The organism is Burkholderia sp. Ap-955 (assembly GCF_011753045.1).
Lineage (GTDB): Bacteria > Pseudomonadota > Gammaproteobacteria > Burkholderiales > Burkholderiaceae > Burkholderia > Burkholderia lata_D.
This window is the reverse complement of record NZ_VWWH01000023.1, coordinates 1-16850: the sequence shown is the minus strand read 5'-3', so window position 1 is coordinate 16850 and position 16850 is coordinate 1. Positions and strand designations below refer to the sequence as shown.

The following is a 16850-nucleotide window of genomic DNA, read 5'->3' as shown; positions in this document are numbered from 1 at the left end:
TTCAATAACCTAGATGCCGCGCTCGTTTCTCGTGCTGCAAGGCACAGCCTCGTTTTTTTTTCACCGGCTCTCACGCGCGCTCCAGGACAAGGGGTTTGCCGTCTACCGCGTCAATTTTTGTGGCGGGGACTTACTGTATGGCGGGGCGGGCACCGTTTTAAATTACAGCGGTGAGGTTGGGAATTTGCCGCAATGGTATGACAATATCGTGCGGCAAGAAGGAATCACCGACGTCATCATGTTCGGCGACTGCCGCGACATCCATCGCGAGATGCTGGCAGTCTCGACGGCGCACGGCCTGCGTGTCCACGTGTTCGAGGAAGGCTACGTTCGACCGCACTGGATCACGCTGGAGCGTCACGGTGTCAACGGGCGCTCGTTGCTGCCGCGCGACCCCGCATGGTACCTGCAGCAACGCAGCGTAACGCCCCCCGCCAAGCAGTGGGAGGCCACGGGCTACAACCTGTACGAGCGTGCGTTCCACGACATCACGTATCGTTTTGCGAACACGGTATGCTGGCCCCGGTTTCCGAAGTATCGCAGCCACCGACCGAAAAACGGCTTCTTCGAATATTCGGGGCTGGCCGTTCGGATGCTTATGCAGCGCAAGCATCGACGCGAAGCGGAGATGGTTACGCGCGAGTTGCTCGACAGTGGACGGAGTTACTACCTGTTTCCGCTGCAATTGAATTCGGATGCGCAAATCGTCGTGCATTCGTCTTTCGATGGAATTCGAGCAGCGATCAGCCATGTTGTGGAGTCTTTTGCGCGATACGCGCCGCAAGATGCGTTGTTGGTGATCAAAAATCACCCACTGGATACCGGCCTGATCGAGTATCGGAATTTTTCGCTTAAAATTGCGCGTGCCGCAGGCATGGAGAATCGGATTCGTTTCATCGATGCCGGCCATCTTCCGACATTGCTTGAACATGCGCGCGGGGTCGTGGTGATCAACAGCACGGTCGGCTTGTCCGCGCTGCATCACAAGCGGCCGCTGGTTGCACTTGGCTCGGCTATCTACAATTTCAGCGGCCTGACCTGGCAGGGTGATCTCGATGACTTTTGGCTTGAAGGCGTGCCGCCAGATATGGATCTCTATCACGCGTTCCTCGACTACGTGATGCATCACACCCAGATCAACGGCGATTTCTACACCCGAACCGGTATTGCGATGGCTATTGCCGGCGCGGTCGCCCGGCTAGAGCGTGCGGATGGCTAAGGCGTCGGTTCGGCACGTCGTTGTCACCGGCGCGAGCTCGGGCATCGGTCGCGCTCTTGCGCTCGCATACGCGCAGCCCGATGTCATACTCGGCATCGTTGGCCGGAGCGAAGCGCAGCTCGAATTGACCGCGGCGGCGTGCAGGGCGCGCGGCGCGAAAGTGATCGTCGGCATCGTCGACGTCCGGGAGGTCGATCCGATTCGTGTGTGGCTGCATCGCTTCGACGATCAGTATCCGATCGACCTGCTCATCGCCAACGCCGGCGTCGCGAGTACGCTGTCCTCCGCATCCGATTGGGAAGATCTCGACCGTATTACCAGTGTCGTCGACACGAATTTCTACGGTGCGATGCACACCGTCCTCCCGATTGTCGAACGCATGCGCATCCGCAAGCATGGCCGCATCGCCGCAGTCAGCTCTCTGGCAGCCCTTCGCGGCATGGCTATCTCGCCCGCATACTGCGCGAGCAAATCGGCGATCAAGGCCTACGCCGATTCCGTCCGCCCGCTTCTGAAGCGCGATGGCGTCGGTGTCTCGGTCATTCTTCCTGGCTTCGTCAAAACGTCGATGAGCGACGTGTTCCCGGGCGACAAGCCTTTCATGTGGACTGCTGATCAGGCTGCCGCATATATTCGTAGAAAGCTCGATATCGGGCGTGCGGAAATCGCGTTCCCGGGCCTGCTTGCATTCGGCATGCGCATCCTGGCCCTGCTGCCCATCACGCTGGCCGATGCGATTCTCGACAAGCTTTCGTATCTGCCCGGCAAGGAAGACGTAAATTGACGGGCGCAATCTGGCTCGCGTTCGCCGTTGCGGCCGGCGCGTCGTTTCTGCCGGACCGGATCGCAGTTCCGCGCGCGCCATTGCGGCGTCGCGCTGATGCGCTGCTTTTGCATGTGCTTTCGGTCGTGTTCCTTGCGTCGCTGATGTTGCTCGTCACTGCGCGTCCAATCTTCTCGTCGTCCGTCGCGGTTGCGCTGGTCGGGCTCGTTGCGGTCGTGAGCAACGCAAAATATGAATCCCTGCGCGAACCGTTCGTTTTTACCGACCTCAGCCTCTTCAGCCAGTTGTTCTCGCATCCGCGGCTCTATCTGCCGTTCCTGAGCGCCGGCAAGATCGTTGCGATCGGCGTAGGGATCGTATTGGTCGTCGCCGGCTATCTCGCCGAGGCGCCCGTCACGCCGCGTCCGGTGCTCGCGCTGGCGGTCGTGGTTGCGTTCACATTCTTACTGGCGCGATACATTGCAGCTCGCCTGCCATTGGCGCTCGACGCAGAGGAAGATCAGCGCCGTCACGGTTTTTTCGCAGTCTTCATCGCATACTTGCTGAACGGCATGCGGCCCGCGACTTTCGAAGCGTTCCGGCGCGCGGTCGAAGCGGGACCGTTCGCGACCGGTACGCCGGCGCTGCGCCCTGACGTCATCGTGATCCAGAGCGAGTCGCTGTTCGATGTGCGGCGAATTTCACCGGCGATCACTCCCACCGTGCTTTCCCATTTTGATCGGGCAAGAAGCGAGGCGGTCTGTTACGGCGAGCTTTCGGTGCCGGCGTGGGGCGCAAATACGATGCGCACCGAATTCGCGATGCTGACCGGCCTGGCATATGAACAGCTCGGCTACGCGCGCTTTTATCCCTATGCTTTTGCGCGTCGGTCGTGCGCATCGATTGCACGCTGGTTCGGGCAGGCTGGTTACGGCACGGCTGCGATTCATCCGTACTACGCTGATTTCTTTGGTCGTAACCGCGTATTCCCGTTACTCGGATTCGACAAGTTCCTCGATATAGAACACTTCGCCGATACGCCGCGAGCGGGCCCGTACATTTCCGACGCCGCCGTGCTGGACGCCGTGCTTGCCGAACTGGAAGCTGCACGCGACAAGCCGCAATTCGTGTTCGCGATGACGATGGAAAATCACGGCCCGCTGCATTTGGAGCAGGTTTTGCCTGGGGAATCGTCTTCAAGGCATACTCTGGGCGAGAGCACTTCCTGGCGTGATCTGACAGCATACCTGCGCCATATTGAAAACGCCGACGCTATGATCGGGCGCTTGCTCGATCATTTGCGCGCCAGCGATCGTGAAACGATCGTTTGTTTCTATGGCGACCACGTTCCCGCTCTGTCTCACGTGTTCCATAAGTTGGGCGTTTCTCCACAACGCAGCGACTACTTCATTTGGCGGAATTACGGCGCAGTTGCTCCCGAATGCCGGAATCTGGCTGCCGAAGAGCTGGGGACGGTATTGACGCATGTGGTACAAGACGACGGAAATCGCACGGAAGAGCCGTGCGCATCCGAGAAAGCGACATAAAAGATGAACAGTAAGATTGCAATAATTGGGATAGCGTGTCGGTTTCCCGGGGGCGCAAACAACCCTGGCGACTTCTGGCAACTCCTGCGCGACGAACGCGACGCCGTCACCGAAATCCCCGCCGACCGCTTCGGCACCGATTTCTACCAGCACCCGTCCAAGCGCGAGCCGGGCAAGAGCTACACGTTCTCGGCCGGCGTCGTCGACAACGTCGCTGGCTTCGATGCAGCGTTCTTCGGCATTTCCCCGCGCGAAGCGGCCCAGATGGACCCCCAGCAGCGCCTGCTGCTCGAACTCGCATGGGAAGCATTCGAGGACGCGGGCGTGCGCCCGGCCGACATGCGCGGCAGCAACTGCGGCGTCTTCGTCGGCGCCGCCAGCATGGACTACGGCAACCGCAACATGGACGATCTGAACGTGATCGATCCGTATTCGGCGACCGGCAACACCCTGAGCATCGCGTCGAACCGCGTGTCCTACCTGTTCGACCTGCGCGGCCCGAGCATGTCCGTCGACACGGCCTGCTCGTCGTCGCTCGTCGCACTCCACCAGGCCGTCAAGGCGCTGCAGTCCGGCGAAGCCGACGTGGCGCTCGCAGGCGGCGTCAACCTGCTGCTGCACCCATTCGGTTTCGTCAGCTTCTCCAAGGCGTCGATGCTGTCGCCGCGCGGCCGTTGCCGCGCGTTCGATGCGACCGGCGACGGTTATGTCCGCTCGGAAGGCGGCGCGTTCGTCCTGCTCAAGCCGCTCGATCGCGCGCTCGCCGATGGCGACACGATCCATGCGGTGATCGCCGGCTCCGGTGTGAATTCGGTCGGCCACTCGCCGGGCGGCATCAGCGTGCCGGGTGCGGCCGCACAGGCGTCGCTGCTGCGCAGCGTGTACGCGCGCGCGGGCATCGATCCGCAATCGCTGGCCTATCTCGAAGCGCACGGCACCGGCACGGCGGTCGGCGATCCGATCGAAGCGCGTGCGCTGATCGACGTGGTGTCGGGTGGGCGCCCGGCGGATCGTCCGCTGCTCATCGGTTCGGTCAAGACCAACATCGGCCATCTCGAGACGGCATCCGGCATGGCCGGGCTGCTGAAGGCCGTGCTGTGCCTGAAGCACCGCGCGGTACCGCGCTCGCTGCATTTCGTCACGCCCAATCCTGGGATCGATTTCGACGGCGGGCGTCTGCGCGTCGTCGACCGCTACATGCCGCTCGACACGGGCGACGCGCCGCTGACGGTCGGCGTCAACTCGTTCGGCTTCGGCGGAACGAACGCACACGTCGTGCTGACCGAGGCGCCGGCTGCAAACGAGGCGTCGACGGCCGCGCCCAAGCCTGAGCCGACGCAAGCGCAACTGTCTCCGCTCGTCCTGACCGCGCGCAGCGCGAACGCGCTCAGCGCGCTCGCCGGCCGCTATCTGGTGGCGCTCGACAACGGCGGCGACTGGCAGGCGCTCGCCGCCGCGGCCGCACGTCGTCGCCAATGGCTCGAGCACCGCGCGATCGTCGCGCCGGCCGACCTGGCCGAAGGGCGCACGGCGCTCGCGGCGCTGGCCCAGCCGGCACAGGAAGGCCTGCCGGCCTGCGTGGCAACCGGTCAGGCGCCGGCCGACGCAGTGCGCACCGCGCTTGTCTTCTCTGGCAACGGCTGCCAGTGGGTCGGGATGGGCAACGAACTCTATGCGGAGAACGCCGTGTTCCGCGCGGCGCTCGACGAAGTCGACGCGCTGTGGTGCGCCGATGGCAGCCCGTCGCTCGTCGACGTGATGCGCGGCGGCCCGAGCGCGGAATGGCTGGCCGGCGCGGGCGCCGAATGGCTCGCCGCGACGGAGAACGCGCAGCCGCTGCTGTTCGCGATCCAGGTCGGCATGATTCGCGTGATCGACGCGCGCGGGATGCGTTACGACGCGGCGATCGGCCATAGCGTCGGCGAGATTGCCGCGGCGTGGGTGACGGGCGCGCTGTCGCTCGCCGACGCGGTTCGCGTGATCAAGATCCGCAGCCGCGCGCAGGCGATGACGCGCGGCAGCGGCCGGATGGCGGCCGTCGGCATCGGCGATGCGGCGGCGCGTGAACTGATCGCGCGCCACGGGCTGGCGCGGCGCGTCGAGATCGCGGGCATCAACAGCCCCGACGCGGTGACACTCGCGGGCGAGCTGCAGGGCTTGCAGGCGCTGGAGGCCGCGCTGCGCGGCAGCGGCAAGTTCTTCCAGATGCTGGATCTCGACTACGCGTTCCACAGCAGCCACATGGACCGCATCGAGCCGGTCGTGCTGGCCGAGCTGGCGAGCCTGCGGCCGCAGCCGGGCAACGGCACGTTCGTGTCCACCGTGACCGGCGGCGCGCTGGCCGGCACCGAGCTCGATGCCCGCTACTGGTGGCGCAACATTCGCGAGCCGGTGCGCTTCGGCGACGGTATCGCACATCTGATCGAGCAGGGCGTCCGGCTGTTCGTCGAGGTCTCGCCGCATTCGATCCTGCGCACATACGTGAAGCAGGCATTCGCGGCCGCCGGCGCGACCGGCGTGGCGCTGCCGACGCTCAAGCGCGATCACGGCAGCGCGGCGACGCTGCGGCAAGCGATTCTCGCGGCGATCGCGCACGGCGCGAGCGTCGATCCCGACCGCTTCGCGCCGGGCGAATCGCGCGCTGCATTGCCGTCCTATCCGTGGCAGCGCGACCGCTTCTGGCTGACGCCGACCGTCGAAGGCTACGGCCTCGTCAATCGTCGCCGCGAGCATCCGCTGCTCGGCTATCGCCTGCACGAGCACGCATTCGCGTGGGAAAACCAGCTCGATCCGGCGAAGCTGCCGATGCTGGCCGATCACGTCGTCGACGGCGGCGTGGCGTTCCCGGGTGCGGGCTACGTGGAAATGGCGCTCGCCGCGGCACGCACCTTCTTCGATACGCCGGATGCGGCACTCGAAAACGTCGAGATCCGCACGCCGGTGGTATTCCAGCCGCAGCAGGCAAAGCTGTTCCGGCTCGTGATCGAGCCGCGTACCGCGACCTTCACGATCGAGACGCGCGACCGGATGTCCGACGGTGCATGGACGCTGAACGTGACGGGGCGGATGCTGGAAAGCGGCAACACGCTCGGCGATGCGAGCGTCGTGCCGTCGGGCGCGCTCGATCGCCTGCTCGCGCTGCCCGCTGCCGACGGCGACACGCTGTATGCAAACACGGCGGCCATCGGCCTCAGCTACGGTCCGGCATTCCGCTGGGTCCGCACCGTGCGGGTCGCCGCGGATGACGGCGCGGCGCTGGCCGACGTGGCCGCGCCGGCCGCATGCGGCGACGCGCGGGCATTGTCCGCCTATCTGCTGCATCCGGCGCTGATGGACAGCGGGTTTCACCCGCTGTTCGCACTGCTTGCGGCGCACGCGCGCGAAGGCGAGCATCCGGCTTACGTGCCGGTGCAGATCGGCCGGGTCGACTATCTGCGCGGCGACACGGTCGAGCGGGTGCTCGTACGGATCGACCGCCACAGCCCGCATTCGATCGTCGCGCATTTCGAATTCCTCGACGCGCGCGGCGCGATCGTCGCGCGGCTCGGCGCATGCCGGTTCCGGCGTGTCGATCTCGTCGGCCGCCGGCAGAACCTGCCCGCGCGCTTCGTCTACCGCCTTGAAGAAGTGCCGCTGCCGGGTGACATCAATGCAGCCGGTTTACCGGCCCCCGACGCGCTGCTCGCACAGTCTGTCGCGCGGCTCGATGCGGCCGGGCACGACGGCCGCCGGACGCAGCATCTGACCGAAATTCTGCCGCTGCTCGACGTGCTGGCGAGCCTCTATGCGCTCCGCGCGTTCGATGCGCTCGGCGCATTCGGCGGGGCATGGCAGCCGGCGGCCGGGCGTGAGGCATTGGCCGCACGTCTTGTCGACATGCTGGTCGAAGACGGTCTCGCTCATCGCGATGGCGCGCTGCTCGTGCGCGACGACGCGGCGTGCGCGGCGTTGCCGCCGCTCGACGAGCTGTGGCGCGGGCTGCTGGCCGAATCGCCGGGGCACGTGGCCGAACTGACGCTGCTCGCGCATTGCGGCGCGGCGTTGCCGGACGTGCTGAACGGCGCGAAGGACGGCGCACGCCTGCTGTCGCCGACCGGGCACAGCCTGGTCGAACAACTCCTTGCCGCATCGCCCACGTGGCAGCACGTGCACGCGTTGCTGATCGCAAGCGTCGAGCAGGCGGTCGACGCATGGCAACCGGCACGCCGGTTGCGCGTGCTCGAACTGGGCGCGATGGACGGCGACGTGCTGCAGACGCTCGGCATGCATCTCGCGGCCGCACGCTGCGATCACACGATCGCCGGGACTGCCGGCCAACTGGCCGGGTTCGACGCGGATGCGGAAGCGGCGGTGCGCACGGTTGCGCTGCAGTCGGGCGAGCGGCTGTCGCTGGCGGCCGACGAAGCCGGTCCTTACGACCTGATCGTCGCGAACCGCGCGTTGAGCGGCCGTCACGATGTGGCCGACGCGCTGAATGCGATGCGGTCATGGTTGGCGCCGGGCGGATTGCTGCTGCTGGCCGAATCGCGTCGCGGCCGTTTCTCCGACATCGTATCCGGCGCGCAGGCTTCGTCGACGGAAGTCGATGCGCCCGCGCCGCTGGCGCCGGCGGATCTCGACGCAGCACTCGAACGCGCGGGCTTCGTCGATGTCGTGCGGCACGTCGAGCAATCGCTCGATCTGGACGGCACGCCGACGTTCGTCATCGCGCGCAACCCCGCGAGCGCCATTGTCGCGCAACGCGGCGAGGAGCCGAGCGATCTCGATACGCTTGCACGCAGCGAGCAATGGCTCGTGATGCACGCACCGGATGCCGCCGGCAGTTTCGGCGGGCGGCTGGCCGATGCGCTGGCGCGCGCGGGCTATCCGGCCGATATCGTCGACGTCACGCACGCGGCCGATGCGATCGCGTCGTTGCCGGCCGGGCAGCCGGCGCATGTCGTGTTCTGCGCGCCGGAAACGCCGCTCGCGGAATCGGCGACGGGGGATGGCCTGATGGCCGCGCAGCGTAACGGCGTGATTGCCCTTGCTGCACTCGTTCGCGCGCTCGGCGCGCAGCCGAACGCGGCCACGCGGTTGACCGTCGTCACGCGTGGCGGCGCGCCATTCGCCGGGACCGCGAATGCGCATCCGGAACAGGCCACGCTGTGGGGTCTCGGTCGCGTGCTGGCGAACGAGCATCCCGAGCTCGCGTGCCGCCTGATCGACGTCGATCGCGCGGCGGACCGGATCCCCGACGCGCTGATTCGCGAGCTGACCGGCGCAGCGGTCGAGGAAGAAGTCGTCCTGGGCGCCCACGGGCGGCAGGTGCCGCGCATGCTGACGGCCGCGCAGGCCGCGGCCCGCAACGATGGCGCGATCGCGCGTGCGGCCGTGCTCGCGTTCGACGCGCCGGGCTCGTTGCGCAACCTCGAATGGTTCGCGTTGCCGGAAAGCCCGCTGGGTGACGACGAAGTGGAGATCGAGCCCGTTGCCACCGGCCTCAATTTCCGCGACGTGATGTATGCGATGGGGCTCTTGTCCGATGAGGCGGTCGAGACCGGCTTCGCGGGTGCGACGATCGGGATGGAACTGTCCGGCCGCGTCGTCCGCGTGGGCAACGCGGTGACGGGATTCGCGCCGGGAGATGCGATGCTCGGCTTCGCACCGGCCTCGTTCGCGACGCGCGTCAGGACGCGCGCGCAAGCGATCGCACTGAAACCCGAACGCTTGTCGTTCGAGGAAGCGGCGACCGTGCCGACCACGTTCTTCACCGCGTACTACGCACTCGTCGAACTCGCGCGCCTGCGTCGCGGCGAGCGCGTGCTCGTGCATGGCGGCGCGGGTGGCGTCGGGATCGCCGCGATCCAGCTCGCGCGCCACTTCGGCGCGGAAGTGTTCGCGACGGCCGGCAGCGACGAGAAGCGCGAATTCGTGCGCCTGCTCGGCGCGGACCACGTGCTCGATTCGCGGAGCCTCGCGTTCGCGGACGAGATTCGTGCGCTGACGGGCGGCCAGGGCATCGACATCGTGCTGAATTCGCTTGCCGGCGAAGCGATGGTGCGCAGCATCGATACGCTGCGGCCGTTCGGTCGTTTCCTCGAGCTCGGCAAGCGCGACTTCTACGAAAACAGCCATATCGGGCTGCGGCCGTTCCGCAACAACATCAGCTATTTCGGCATTGACGCCGACCAGTTGATGGGGGCGCTCCCGGAGCTGACCGCGCGCCTGTTCGGCGAAGTGATGGCGCTCTTCGAGGCAGGCGTGCTGCATCCGCTGCCGTATCGCGCGTTTCCGGCCGAACGGGCCGAAGATGCGTTCCGCTACATGCAGCAGGCACGCCAGATCGGCAAGGTGCTCGTGACCTATCCGTCCGGCACGCCGGCCCCGACGCGCGGCGTCACGCGCGCGGGTTCGCTCGTGCTCGATCCGCATGGCACGTACCTGGTGGTGGGCGGCACGGGCGGGCTCGGTTTCGCGAGCGCGCGCTGGATGGTCGAGCGCGGCGCACGCCGGCTGACGCTGGCGAGCCGTTCCGGCGAGCTCGCTGCCGCCGCACGCGAGGAAGTCGAGCGCTGGCGCATGACGCTCGGCGTCACGGTCGATGTCGTGTCGTGCGATGTGACCGACGCAGCGGCGGTCGAGGCGATGATCGATGCGATCGTCCGGCGCGGCAGCCCGCTCAAGGGCGTGCTGCATTCCGCGATGTCGATCGACGACGGCCTCGTGCGCAATCTCGACGATGCGCGCATGGCCGCAGTGCTCGCACCGAAGGTGGCCGGCGCGTGGAACCTGCATCGCGCGACGCGCGCGTTGCCGCTCGACCTGTTCGTGGTCTATTCGTCGGCGACGACCTATCTCGGCAATCCGGGGCAATCGAACTACGTGGCAGCCAACACTTTCCTCGAGGCGCTCGTCGAACATCGTCGCGCGGCGGGATTGCCGGGCACGTTCATGGCATGGGGGCCGCTCGAGGACGTCGGCTTCCTCGCGCGCCACGCGGATACGCGCGAGGCGTTGCAGTCGCGGATCGGCGGTGCGTCGATCACGTCGGACGAGGCGATGGTCGCGCTCGAGCGTGCACTGGTGGCGGGCGCGGCAGGCGAAGCCGTGGTCCGGCTCGACTGGCACGCCGTGGCGCGCGGGATGCCTGCCGCGAAGGCGCGCCGGTATTCGCTGCTGCAATCGCACGCGAAGGGCGGCGATGCGCGCGACGGCGGCACGCAGTTGCGGGAAGAAGTGCTGGCATTGCCGCGCGACGAAGCGATCGCGCTGGTCGCCCGGACGCTGCAGGGGCAGATCGCGCGAATCCTGCACATGACGCCGGATCGCATCGCGCTCGACAAGTCGGTGCTCGACATGGGCATGGATTCGCTGATGGGGATGGAGCTCGGCCTCGCGGTCGAGGAAGCGTTCGAGGTCAAGCTGTCGGTGATGGCGATCGCCGAGGGCGCGTCGGTGACGACGCTGGCCGGACGTATCGTCGATTCGATCGGCGCGTCGACCGATGCGGATGCCGGTTCCGCGACGGATGCTGCGCAGGAGGCCGTCGCGGCGCTTGCTGCGAAGCATGCGATCGACGGCGAAGCGCGCGCGATGCTCGATACGCGGCAGGCGCCCGTGGCGGGCCAGGCGTCGCCGACGCTGGAGGTCGCGCGATGAACGCGCCGTCCGGCTGGGCAACGCGTCAGGGCACGCTGGCACGTCCGTTGGCGATCGAAGGTCACGGGCTGCACACGGGGCGCCGGGTGGGCGTGCGGATCCTGCCCGGGCGTCCGGAAGAGGGCGTGACGGGCATCGCGTTCCGTCGCGTCGCGCAGGGGCGCACGCTCGCGACGCTGCCGGTCGATCCCGCGCTGCGCCGCGCGCAGCCGCTGTGCACGATGCTGCGCAACGCCGACGGCGTCGGCGTTCGCACGATCGAGCATCTGCTCGCGTCGCTGCTCGCGTGCGAGATTGATCACGCGATCGTCGAGATCGATGCGGAAGAAGTGCCGATTCTCGACGGCAGTGCCGCGCCTTGGGTGGATGCCATCCGCGCGTGCGGCCGTGTCGCGCTTGATGCGCCGAAACGCTTCATCCGCGTGCTGCGGCCCGTCGTCGTCACGGACGGCGAGGGCGACCAGCGGCGCGAAATGCGGATCGAACCGGCGCCGCGTTACGAACTGAGCGTGCGCAACGACCTGCGCGGCTTCGGCGACATGCACTGGGACGGGGCGCTGACGCCGGCCGCATTTGCGACCGAAATCGCACCATCACGCTCGTACGGCCGCGTGAAGTGGGCGGTACCCGCGATCGTCGCCGGTTATCTGCGCGGCGTGCCGATCCTGCGCGGCGCGCGGCCGTCGTGCACGGCGTCCATCGTCGGCAATCGCGTGCTGGGCGGGATGCGGCTGCCGGAAGAGTTCGTCCGGCATCGCGTGCTCGACCTGGTCGGCGACCTCGCGCTGGCCGGCGCGCCGCTGCTGGCGCGCGTGAGCGCGCTGCGGCCGAGCCACGAGATGAATTTCCGGCTGGTGGACGCGCTGCTGGCCGAACCCGACGCGTGGCAATGGGCCGAGTTTCCCGACGCGTGACACCACGCTTTTTCATGATGCGCGGCGTAACATAGCGCCTTTTCGAGATACAAGCGAAGGAAGCAATGGCACTGGGAGAGCATCTTCGCCAGCAACTGGCGGCGAAAGCGCTGAAACGGCAACTGGAGCGCGCGACCGATGCGGCCGCGGCACCGGGCGCGCCCGGCACGCTGGCCGCGCAGACCGCATCGGCTCGCAGCCGCTTCGAATCGATGCCGCAGTATCAGCAGGTCCGGATCATGCGCGAGATGGGCGAGAAGCTGCGCGTCGACTCGCCGTTTTTCCGCGTGCATGAAGGCGTGGCCGGTGCGACGACGCAGATCGGCGGCCGCGAGTACCTGAACTTCGCGAACTACAACTACCTCGGCCTGGCCGGCGATCCGGCCGTGTCGTCGCGCGCGAAAGCCGCGATCGACCGTTACGGCACGTCGGCCTCCGCGAGCCGGATGGTCGCGGGCGAGCGCCCGGTGCAGCGCGACCTCGAGCGCGCGCTGGCGGCGTTCTATGAGACCGACGACTGCGTTGCGTTCGTGAGCGGCCACGCGACGAACGTGACTGTGATCGGCGCGCTGTTCGGCCCCGGCGATCTGGTCGTCCACGATTCGCTCGCGCACAACAGCATCGTGCAGGGCGCGCAGTTGAGCGGCGCGAAGCGGCTGAGCTTCGCGCACAACGACTGGCAGGCGCTCGACGAACTGCTGTCGCGCGTGCGCCGCGAATACCGGCACGTCCTGATCGCGATCGAAGGGCTGTACAGCATGGACGGCGATTTCCCCGACCTGCAGCGCTTCGTCGACGTGAAGACGCGCCACGGTGCATTCCTGCTGGTCGACGAGGCGCATTCGCTCGGCGTGCTCGGCGCGACCGGCAAGGGCATCCGCGAGCATTGCGGCGTCGCGCCCGACCAGGTCGACATGTGGATGGGCACGATGAGCAAGACGCTGGCCGGCTGCGGCGGTTTCATCGCCGGCTGCCAGCCGCTGGTCGACATGCTGCGGCACCTGGCGCCGGGCTTCCTGTACAGCGTCGGGCTCGCACCGACGCTCGCCGAAGCGTCGCTGGCTGCGCTCGAGCGGCTGCAGGCCGAGCCGGAGCGCGTCGCGCAACTGCAGGCGCGCGGGCGGCAGTTCCTGACCGAGGCGCGCGCCGCCGGGCTGAACACGGGCACGAGCGCCGGGTTCGCGGTCGTGCCGGTGATCACGGGGAGCTCGCTGAAGGCCGCGCAATGGGCCAATGCGATGTTCGACGAAGGGATCAACGTGCAGCCGATCTTCTATCCGGCCGTCGAGGAAAAGGCCGCTCGCCTGCGCTTCTTCATTTGCTCGACGCACGAGCCGGAGCAGATCAGCCGGACGGTCGCCGTGTTGTCGCGCCTCGCGGGGCGCAGCGCGTGACGCTGGCCGGCGTATTCGCGCAAGCGGTGCCGCGCGCCGGCGAGCGCGTGCGGTTTCGTGCGGCGGACGCGGGTGATGCGGCGGCGTGCGCGCCGCTCGTCTTTGCATCCGGCGTGGCGGAATTCGGGTTCTTTCTCGGCGAAAGCGACGCACGCTGCGTCGCGTTCCTGCAGCAGGCGTTCCGGTCGCGTTACGGGCGCTTCTCGTGGCGCCGGCATCGTGTCGCGGTCGCCGACGATGGTGCGGTGCTGGCGGTGATGGCGATTCACGACGGGCAACGGACGACATTCGACGACGTGCATGTCGTGTGGGCACTCTCGCGCTTTTTCGGCGTGCGCCGCACGATCGGGCAGTTGCTGCGCGGGCTGATCCTCGAAACGGAAATTCCGGCGCCGAAGCGTTCGCAGATCCTCGTCGCGCATTGCGCGACCGACGAGCGACAGCGCGGCACGGGGATCTTCAGCGCATTGTTTCGCGATGCGCTGGATACCGGCGCGTTGCCGGCCGATGGCAGCCGCGACGTCGTTCTCGACGTGCTGACGCGCAACGTGCGGGCCCGCGCGCTGTACGAACGGCTGGGGTTCACCGCGCTACCGCGCCCGCGTGCCCGTTCGCGCCGGCTGCCCGCCGAACTCGATTCGATCCGGATGCGGTTTTCTCGCCGCGCCTGACGGCGAGTATCGTGCCTGCCGCCTTACTTGTGTCGCGGGCTGAACGGCTGGCGGAGTACGTTGGCATCATGTGCGGACGTGCTGGCCGTTCGCGCGAATGGCGCACCGACGCACGCGGGACGACGTTCGACCGCGACGGCGTCAGCCGTCCAGCGGCAGTTTCCGGATGATCGCGTCCACACACTCCGAGGGACTTGCCTCGGCCGTCCTGACATGAACGTCAGGGGACTGCGGCGGCTCATAGACAGAATCGATGCCGGTAAATTGGCGAATCGCGCCTTGCCTTGCCAACGCGTAGAGTCCCTTCGGGTCGCGAGCCTCTGCGACTTCGAGTGCAGCGTCGACAAAGACCTCGATGAACGTACCGGCCGCAAAGCGCGCACGCGCCTTGGCGCGCGCCTCCTGGAATGGCGAGATCAGCGCGGCGATGACGACGAATCCGGCATCCACCAGTAGCCTCGCCACCTCGGCGGTTCGTCGGATATTTTCATGGCGATCGGCATCGCTGAATCCGAGATCCCGGTTCAGCCCCTCGCGCAGGCGGTCAGCATCCAGCAGGTAGGTGCGCAGTCCGCGGTCATCGAGGTGTTCCTGCAGCAGAGTCGCCAGCGTCGATTTGCCTGCACCGGAGATACCGGTCAGCCACACCACGAAGGCGCGATCCTGTTTTCCGTCCGGACTGGTGGAGCGACCGTTCGTCGGCGTGGTGGGTGACAAATTCTTGAAATCTTGGGGCATTTCCGATGTGAGGTGCGGGCGATCGTGCAGTTGCTTTCTTGGGTTCGGTTTACTCCTGGGGCGGATTGTAACGCGACGGAAAGTTTGTAATCCCTTCCTTTTTTAACGAATTGCTTCGTGCGTGTGTGTCTGATACCGCCGTCTAGATGAGGTCAACGGTGTCAATGCGCTACTTGTGCCGCGGACTGAACGGCCGCTGCTGCACATCGGCGCCGTGCGCGACGATCGCCATGCTCTCCGGTACTTCCTCCCACGCGCCCCTCAAGTCGACGAGCGGCTCGGACACGACCATGAACGCGTCGTCGCCGGCTTCGGCGATGCGCGGGTTGTGCGGATACAGCTCGTGCAGGTGCTTGAACGACGTGCTGTGGAACAGTGAGCGCGACTGCCGTTCGCTCGAATAGCGCACCGCGATGATCCGTTCACCGTCAGTCGCGCAGATCGTCATGTTGAGTGGATCGGCCACGCGATGCCGCCCGGCGGTTTCTTCCACCACGCCGACCATCCGCTCGAGCGCCGGCAGCGGCGTCTGCTCGAGGCCGTAGGTCAGAGCGAGACGGAACATCAGTTCGGAGTCGGTCGAGCCTTCGAGCGTCGGGAACAGCGCGGGATCGACCTTCATCGTCAGGTCGCGGCGCAGCTTGTGGAAGTCGCGGATCAGCCCGTTGTGCGCGAACAGCCAGCGGCCGTGGCGGAACGGGTGACAGTTGGTTTCCTGCACGGGGGTGTCGGTGGCCGCGCGGATGTGCGCGATGAACATCCGCGAGCGGATCGCGCGTGCGGCTTCGCGCAGGTTGCGGTCGTTCCACGCGGGATGCACGGAGCGGTAGCGGAACGGGAGTTCGTCGGGGCGCCCGTACCAGCCGATGCCGAAGCCGTCGCCGTTGGTGGTCGTCGCCCCCAGCTCCGAATGCAGGCTCTGGTCGATCAGCGAATGCTTCGCGCGGAACAGTACGGTCTCGAGATGAATCGGATTACCCGTATAGGCGAGCCAGCGGCACATGGAGCGCTCCTTCACGATGAATCGTTCGCGCATGGTAGCCGACTTCGCGGCGCGTCCGTGCCTGGGCGCACGCGGCCAGTCATTCGGGCAGGTACGCCGGCCAATCGTCATACATCGATTGCCTTGCCTGCCCGGATGCGCGATGCGCAACCGGGTGGCCTGCGGCCAATCCGACCGGGCGCCGCCACGCGACGGCAGCGCCGCGGCCGTCAAGCTCACTCGCCGAGCGCGTCCATCACACGCGCCGAATAGACGAGCGCCGCACCCGCGTTCAGCGCAATCGCGACGCCGAGCGCTTCCGCCACTTCCTCCTTGGTCGCGCCATGCTTGGCCGCTTCCGCGGTGTGCACGGCGATACAGCCGTCGCAGCGCGTCGTGACGGCGACCGCGAGCGCGATCAGTTCGCGCGTCTTCGCGTCGAGATGGCCCGTCTTGGCGCCGGCACCTGACAGCGCCTTGTAGCCGACCAGCGTATCGGGCGACAGCTTGGCGATCTCGCCGATGCGCGTCGAGAGTTCCTTCCGGTATTCGTTCCAGTTCAGCATGATGCGTCCTTTCGAGTAGGGGTGAGGAGGGCGGCGGCTGCCGCGATCTCGGGCGATGCAGGGCTATTCTGATCGCTCGCGCTGAGGGTTTCGATACGCTAGAGTGTCAATTTTTAGCGCGATCGTCTCATGGATGCGTTGAGTCAACTCCTGTCGCTGGGCCGCAGCCATGTCGAGCTCGACGTGCGCTGCCTGCTCGACGGGCCGTTCGCGATGCCGCACGACCCGCTGCCGTCCGGCGAGGCGGCGTTTCACCTGGTGCTGGCCGGAACCTGCCGGCTGCGTACCGCGGACGGGCGCACGCTGCAGCTCGCCGACGGCGATTTCGTGCTGCTGCCCGCGGGTGGCGCGCACGACCTGCTCGACGCAGGGGCCGGCCGGTCGCGGCCGGCTGCGGCGCTGCGTGAACAGGGCA

The 16850-nt window shown here is 67.0% G+C and carries 11 protein-coding genes; 8 read left to right on the top strand and 3 right to left on the bottom strand.

What is annotated here, in order from left to right; genetic code table 11:
• Positions 1-13: 13 nt before the first annotated feature.
• The 7 genes from F3J15_RS15290 (at position 14) to F3J15_RS15260 (ending at position 14149) form a co-directional block, all read left to right on the top strand.
• Positions 14-1219 carry a capsular biosynthesis protein gene (locus F3J15_RS15290; RefSeq protein WP_166892174.1) on the top strand — a complete coding sequence of 402 codons (1206 nt, stop codon included), beginning with the start codon at positions 14-16 and terminating at the stop codon, positions 1217-1219.
• Positions 1212-2003, top strand: a complete 792-nt coding sequence (locus F3J15_RS15285; protein ID WP_166892171.1) for an SDR family NAD(P)-dependent oxidoreductase — start codon at positions 1212-1214, stop codon at positions 2001-2003. Before F3J15_RS15290 ends, F3J15_RS15285 begins: the two co-directional genes overlap by 8 nt.
• Complete coding sequence (locus F3J15_RS15280; protein ID WP_166892168.1) at positions 2000-3529, top strand: LTA synthase family protein; 1530 nt, start codon at positions 2000-2002, stop codon at positions 3527-3529. Before F3J15_RS15285 ends, F3J15_RS15280 begins: the two co-directional genes overlap by 4 nt.
• Positions 3530-3532: 3 nt before the next feature.
• On the top strand, positions 3533-11170 hold the full coding sequence (locus F3J15_RS15275; protein ID WP_166892165.1) for a type I polyketide synthase: 7638 nt from the start codon (positions 3533-3535) through the stop codon (positions 11168-11170).
• Positions 11167-12084 carry a UDP-3-O-acyl N-acetylglycosamine deacetylase gene (locus F3J15_RS15270; protein WP_166892162.1) on the top strand — a complete coding sequence of 306 codons (918 nt, stop codon included), beginning with the start codon at positions 11167-11169 and terminating at the stop codon, positions 12082-12084. Before F3J15_RS15275 ends, F3J15_RS15270 begins: the two co-directional genes overlap by 4 nt.
• A gap of 65 nt (positions 12085-12149) precedes the next feature.
• Complete coding sequence (locus F3J15_RS15265) at positions 12150-13478, top strand: aminotransferase class I/II-fold pyridoxal phosphate-dependent enzyme (protein ID WP_166892159.1); 1329 nt, start codon at positions 12150-12152, stop codon at positions 13476-13478.
• Positions 13475-14149 (top strand): GNAT family N-acetyltransferase, encoded by a 675-nt coding sequence (locus F3J15_RS15260; RefSeq protein WP_166892156.1) that lies wholly within the window; start codon positions 13475-13477, stop codon positions 14147-14149. Before F3J15_RS15265 ends, F3J15_RS15260 begins: the two co-directional genes overlap by 4 nt.
• Positions 14150-14290: 141 nt before the next feature.
• On the opposite strand, the gene cysC is transcribed toward F3J15_RS15260, so the two are convergent.
• The 3 genes from cysC to F3J15_RS15245 all read right to left on the bottom strand — a co-directional run bounded on the left by cysC (position 14291) and on the right by F3J15_RS15245 (position 16435).
• On the bottom strand, positions 14291-14887 hold the full coding sequence (gene cysC, locus F3J15_RS15255) for an adenylyl-sulfate kinase (RefSeq protein WP_166892153.1): 597 nt from the start codon (positions 14885-14887) through the stop codon (positions 14291-14293).
• A 169-nt stretch (positions 14888-15056) separates the two neighbouring features.
• Positions 15057-15890, bottom strand: coding sequence for a class II glutamine amidotransferase (locus tag F3J15_RS15250; protein WP_166892275.1), 834 nt, complete (start codon positions 15888-15890; stop codon positions 15057-15059).
• A 215-nt stretch (positions 15891-16105) separates the two neighbouring features.
• Complete coding sequence (locus tag F3J15_RS15245) at positions 16106-16435, bottom strand: carboxymuconolactone decarboxylase family protein (RefSeq protein ID WP_166892150.1); 330 nt, start codon at positions 16433-16435, stop codon at positions 16106-16108.
• A gap of 129 nt (positions 16436-16564) precedes the next feature.
• Between F3J15_RS15245 and F3J15_RS15240 the strand changes: the two genes are divergently transcribed.
• The coding region (locus F3J15_RS15240; protein WP_166892147.1) for a cupin domain-containing protein at positions 16565-16850 on the top strand (286 nt) is incomplete at its 3' end.

Excerpts from the sequence above, each read along its gene's own strand:
- F3J15_RS15265 (WP_166892159.1), top strand. The coding sequence starts at position 12,150 with ATGGCACTGGGAGAGCATCTTCGCCAGCAACTGGCGGCGAAAGCGCTG.
- F3J15_RS15250 (WP_166892275.1), bottom strand. The coding sequence starts at position 15,890 with ATGTGCCGCTGGCTCGCCTATACGGGTAATCCGATTCATCTCGAGACC.
- F3J15_RS15245 (WP_166892150.1), bottom strand. The coding sequence starts at position 16,435 with ATGCTGAACTGGAACGAATACCGGAAGGAACTCTCGACGCGCATCGGC.
- cysC (WP_166892153.1), bottom strand. The coding sequence starts at position 14,887 with ATGCCCCAAGATTTCAAGAATTTGTCACCCACCACGCCGACGAACGGT.
- F3J15_RS15275 (WP_166892165.1), top strand. The coding sequence starts at position 3,533 with ATGAACAGTAAGATTGCAATAATTGGGATAGCGTGTCGGTTTCCCGGG.
- F3J15_RS15285 (WP_166892171.1), top strand. The coding sequence starts at position 1,212 with ATGGCTAAGGCGTCGGTTCGGCACGTCGTTGTCACCGGCGCGAGCTCG.
- F3J15_RS15270 (WP_166892162.1), top strand. The coding sequence starts at position 11,167 with ATGAACGCGCCGTCCGGCTGGGCAACGCGTCAGGGCACGCTGGCACGT.
- F3J15_RS15290 (WP_166892174.1), top strand. The coding sequence starts at position 14 with ATGCCGCGCTCGTTTCTCGTGCTGCAAGGCACAGCCTCGTTTTTTTTT.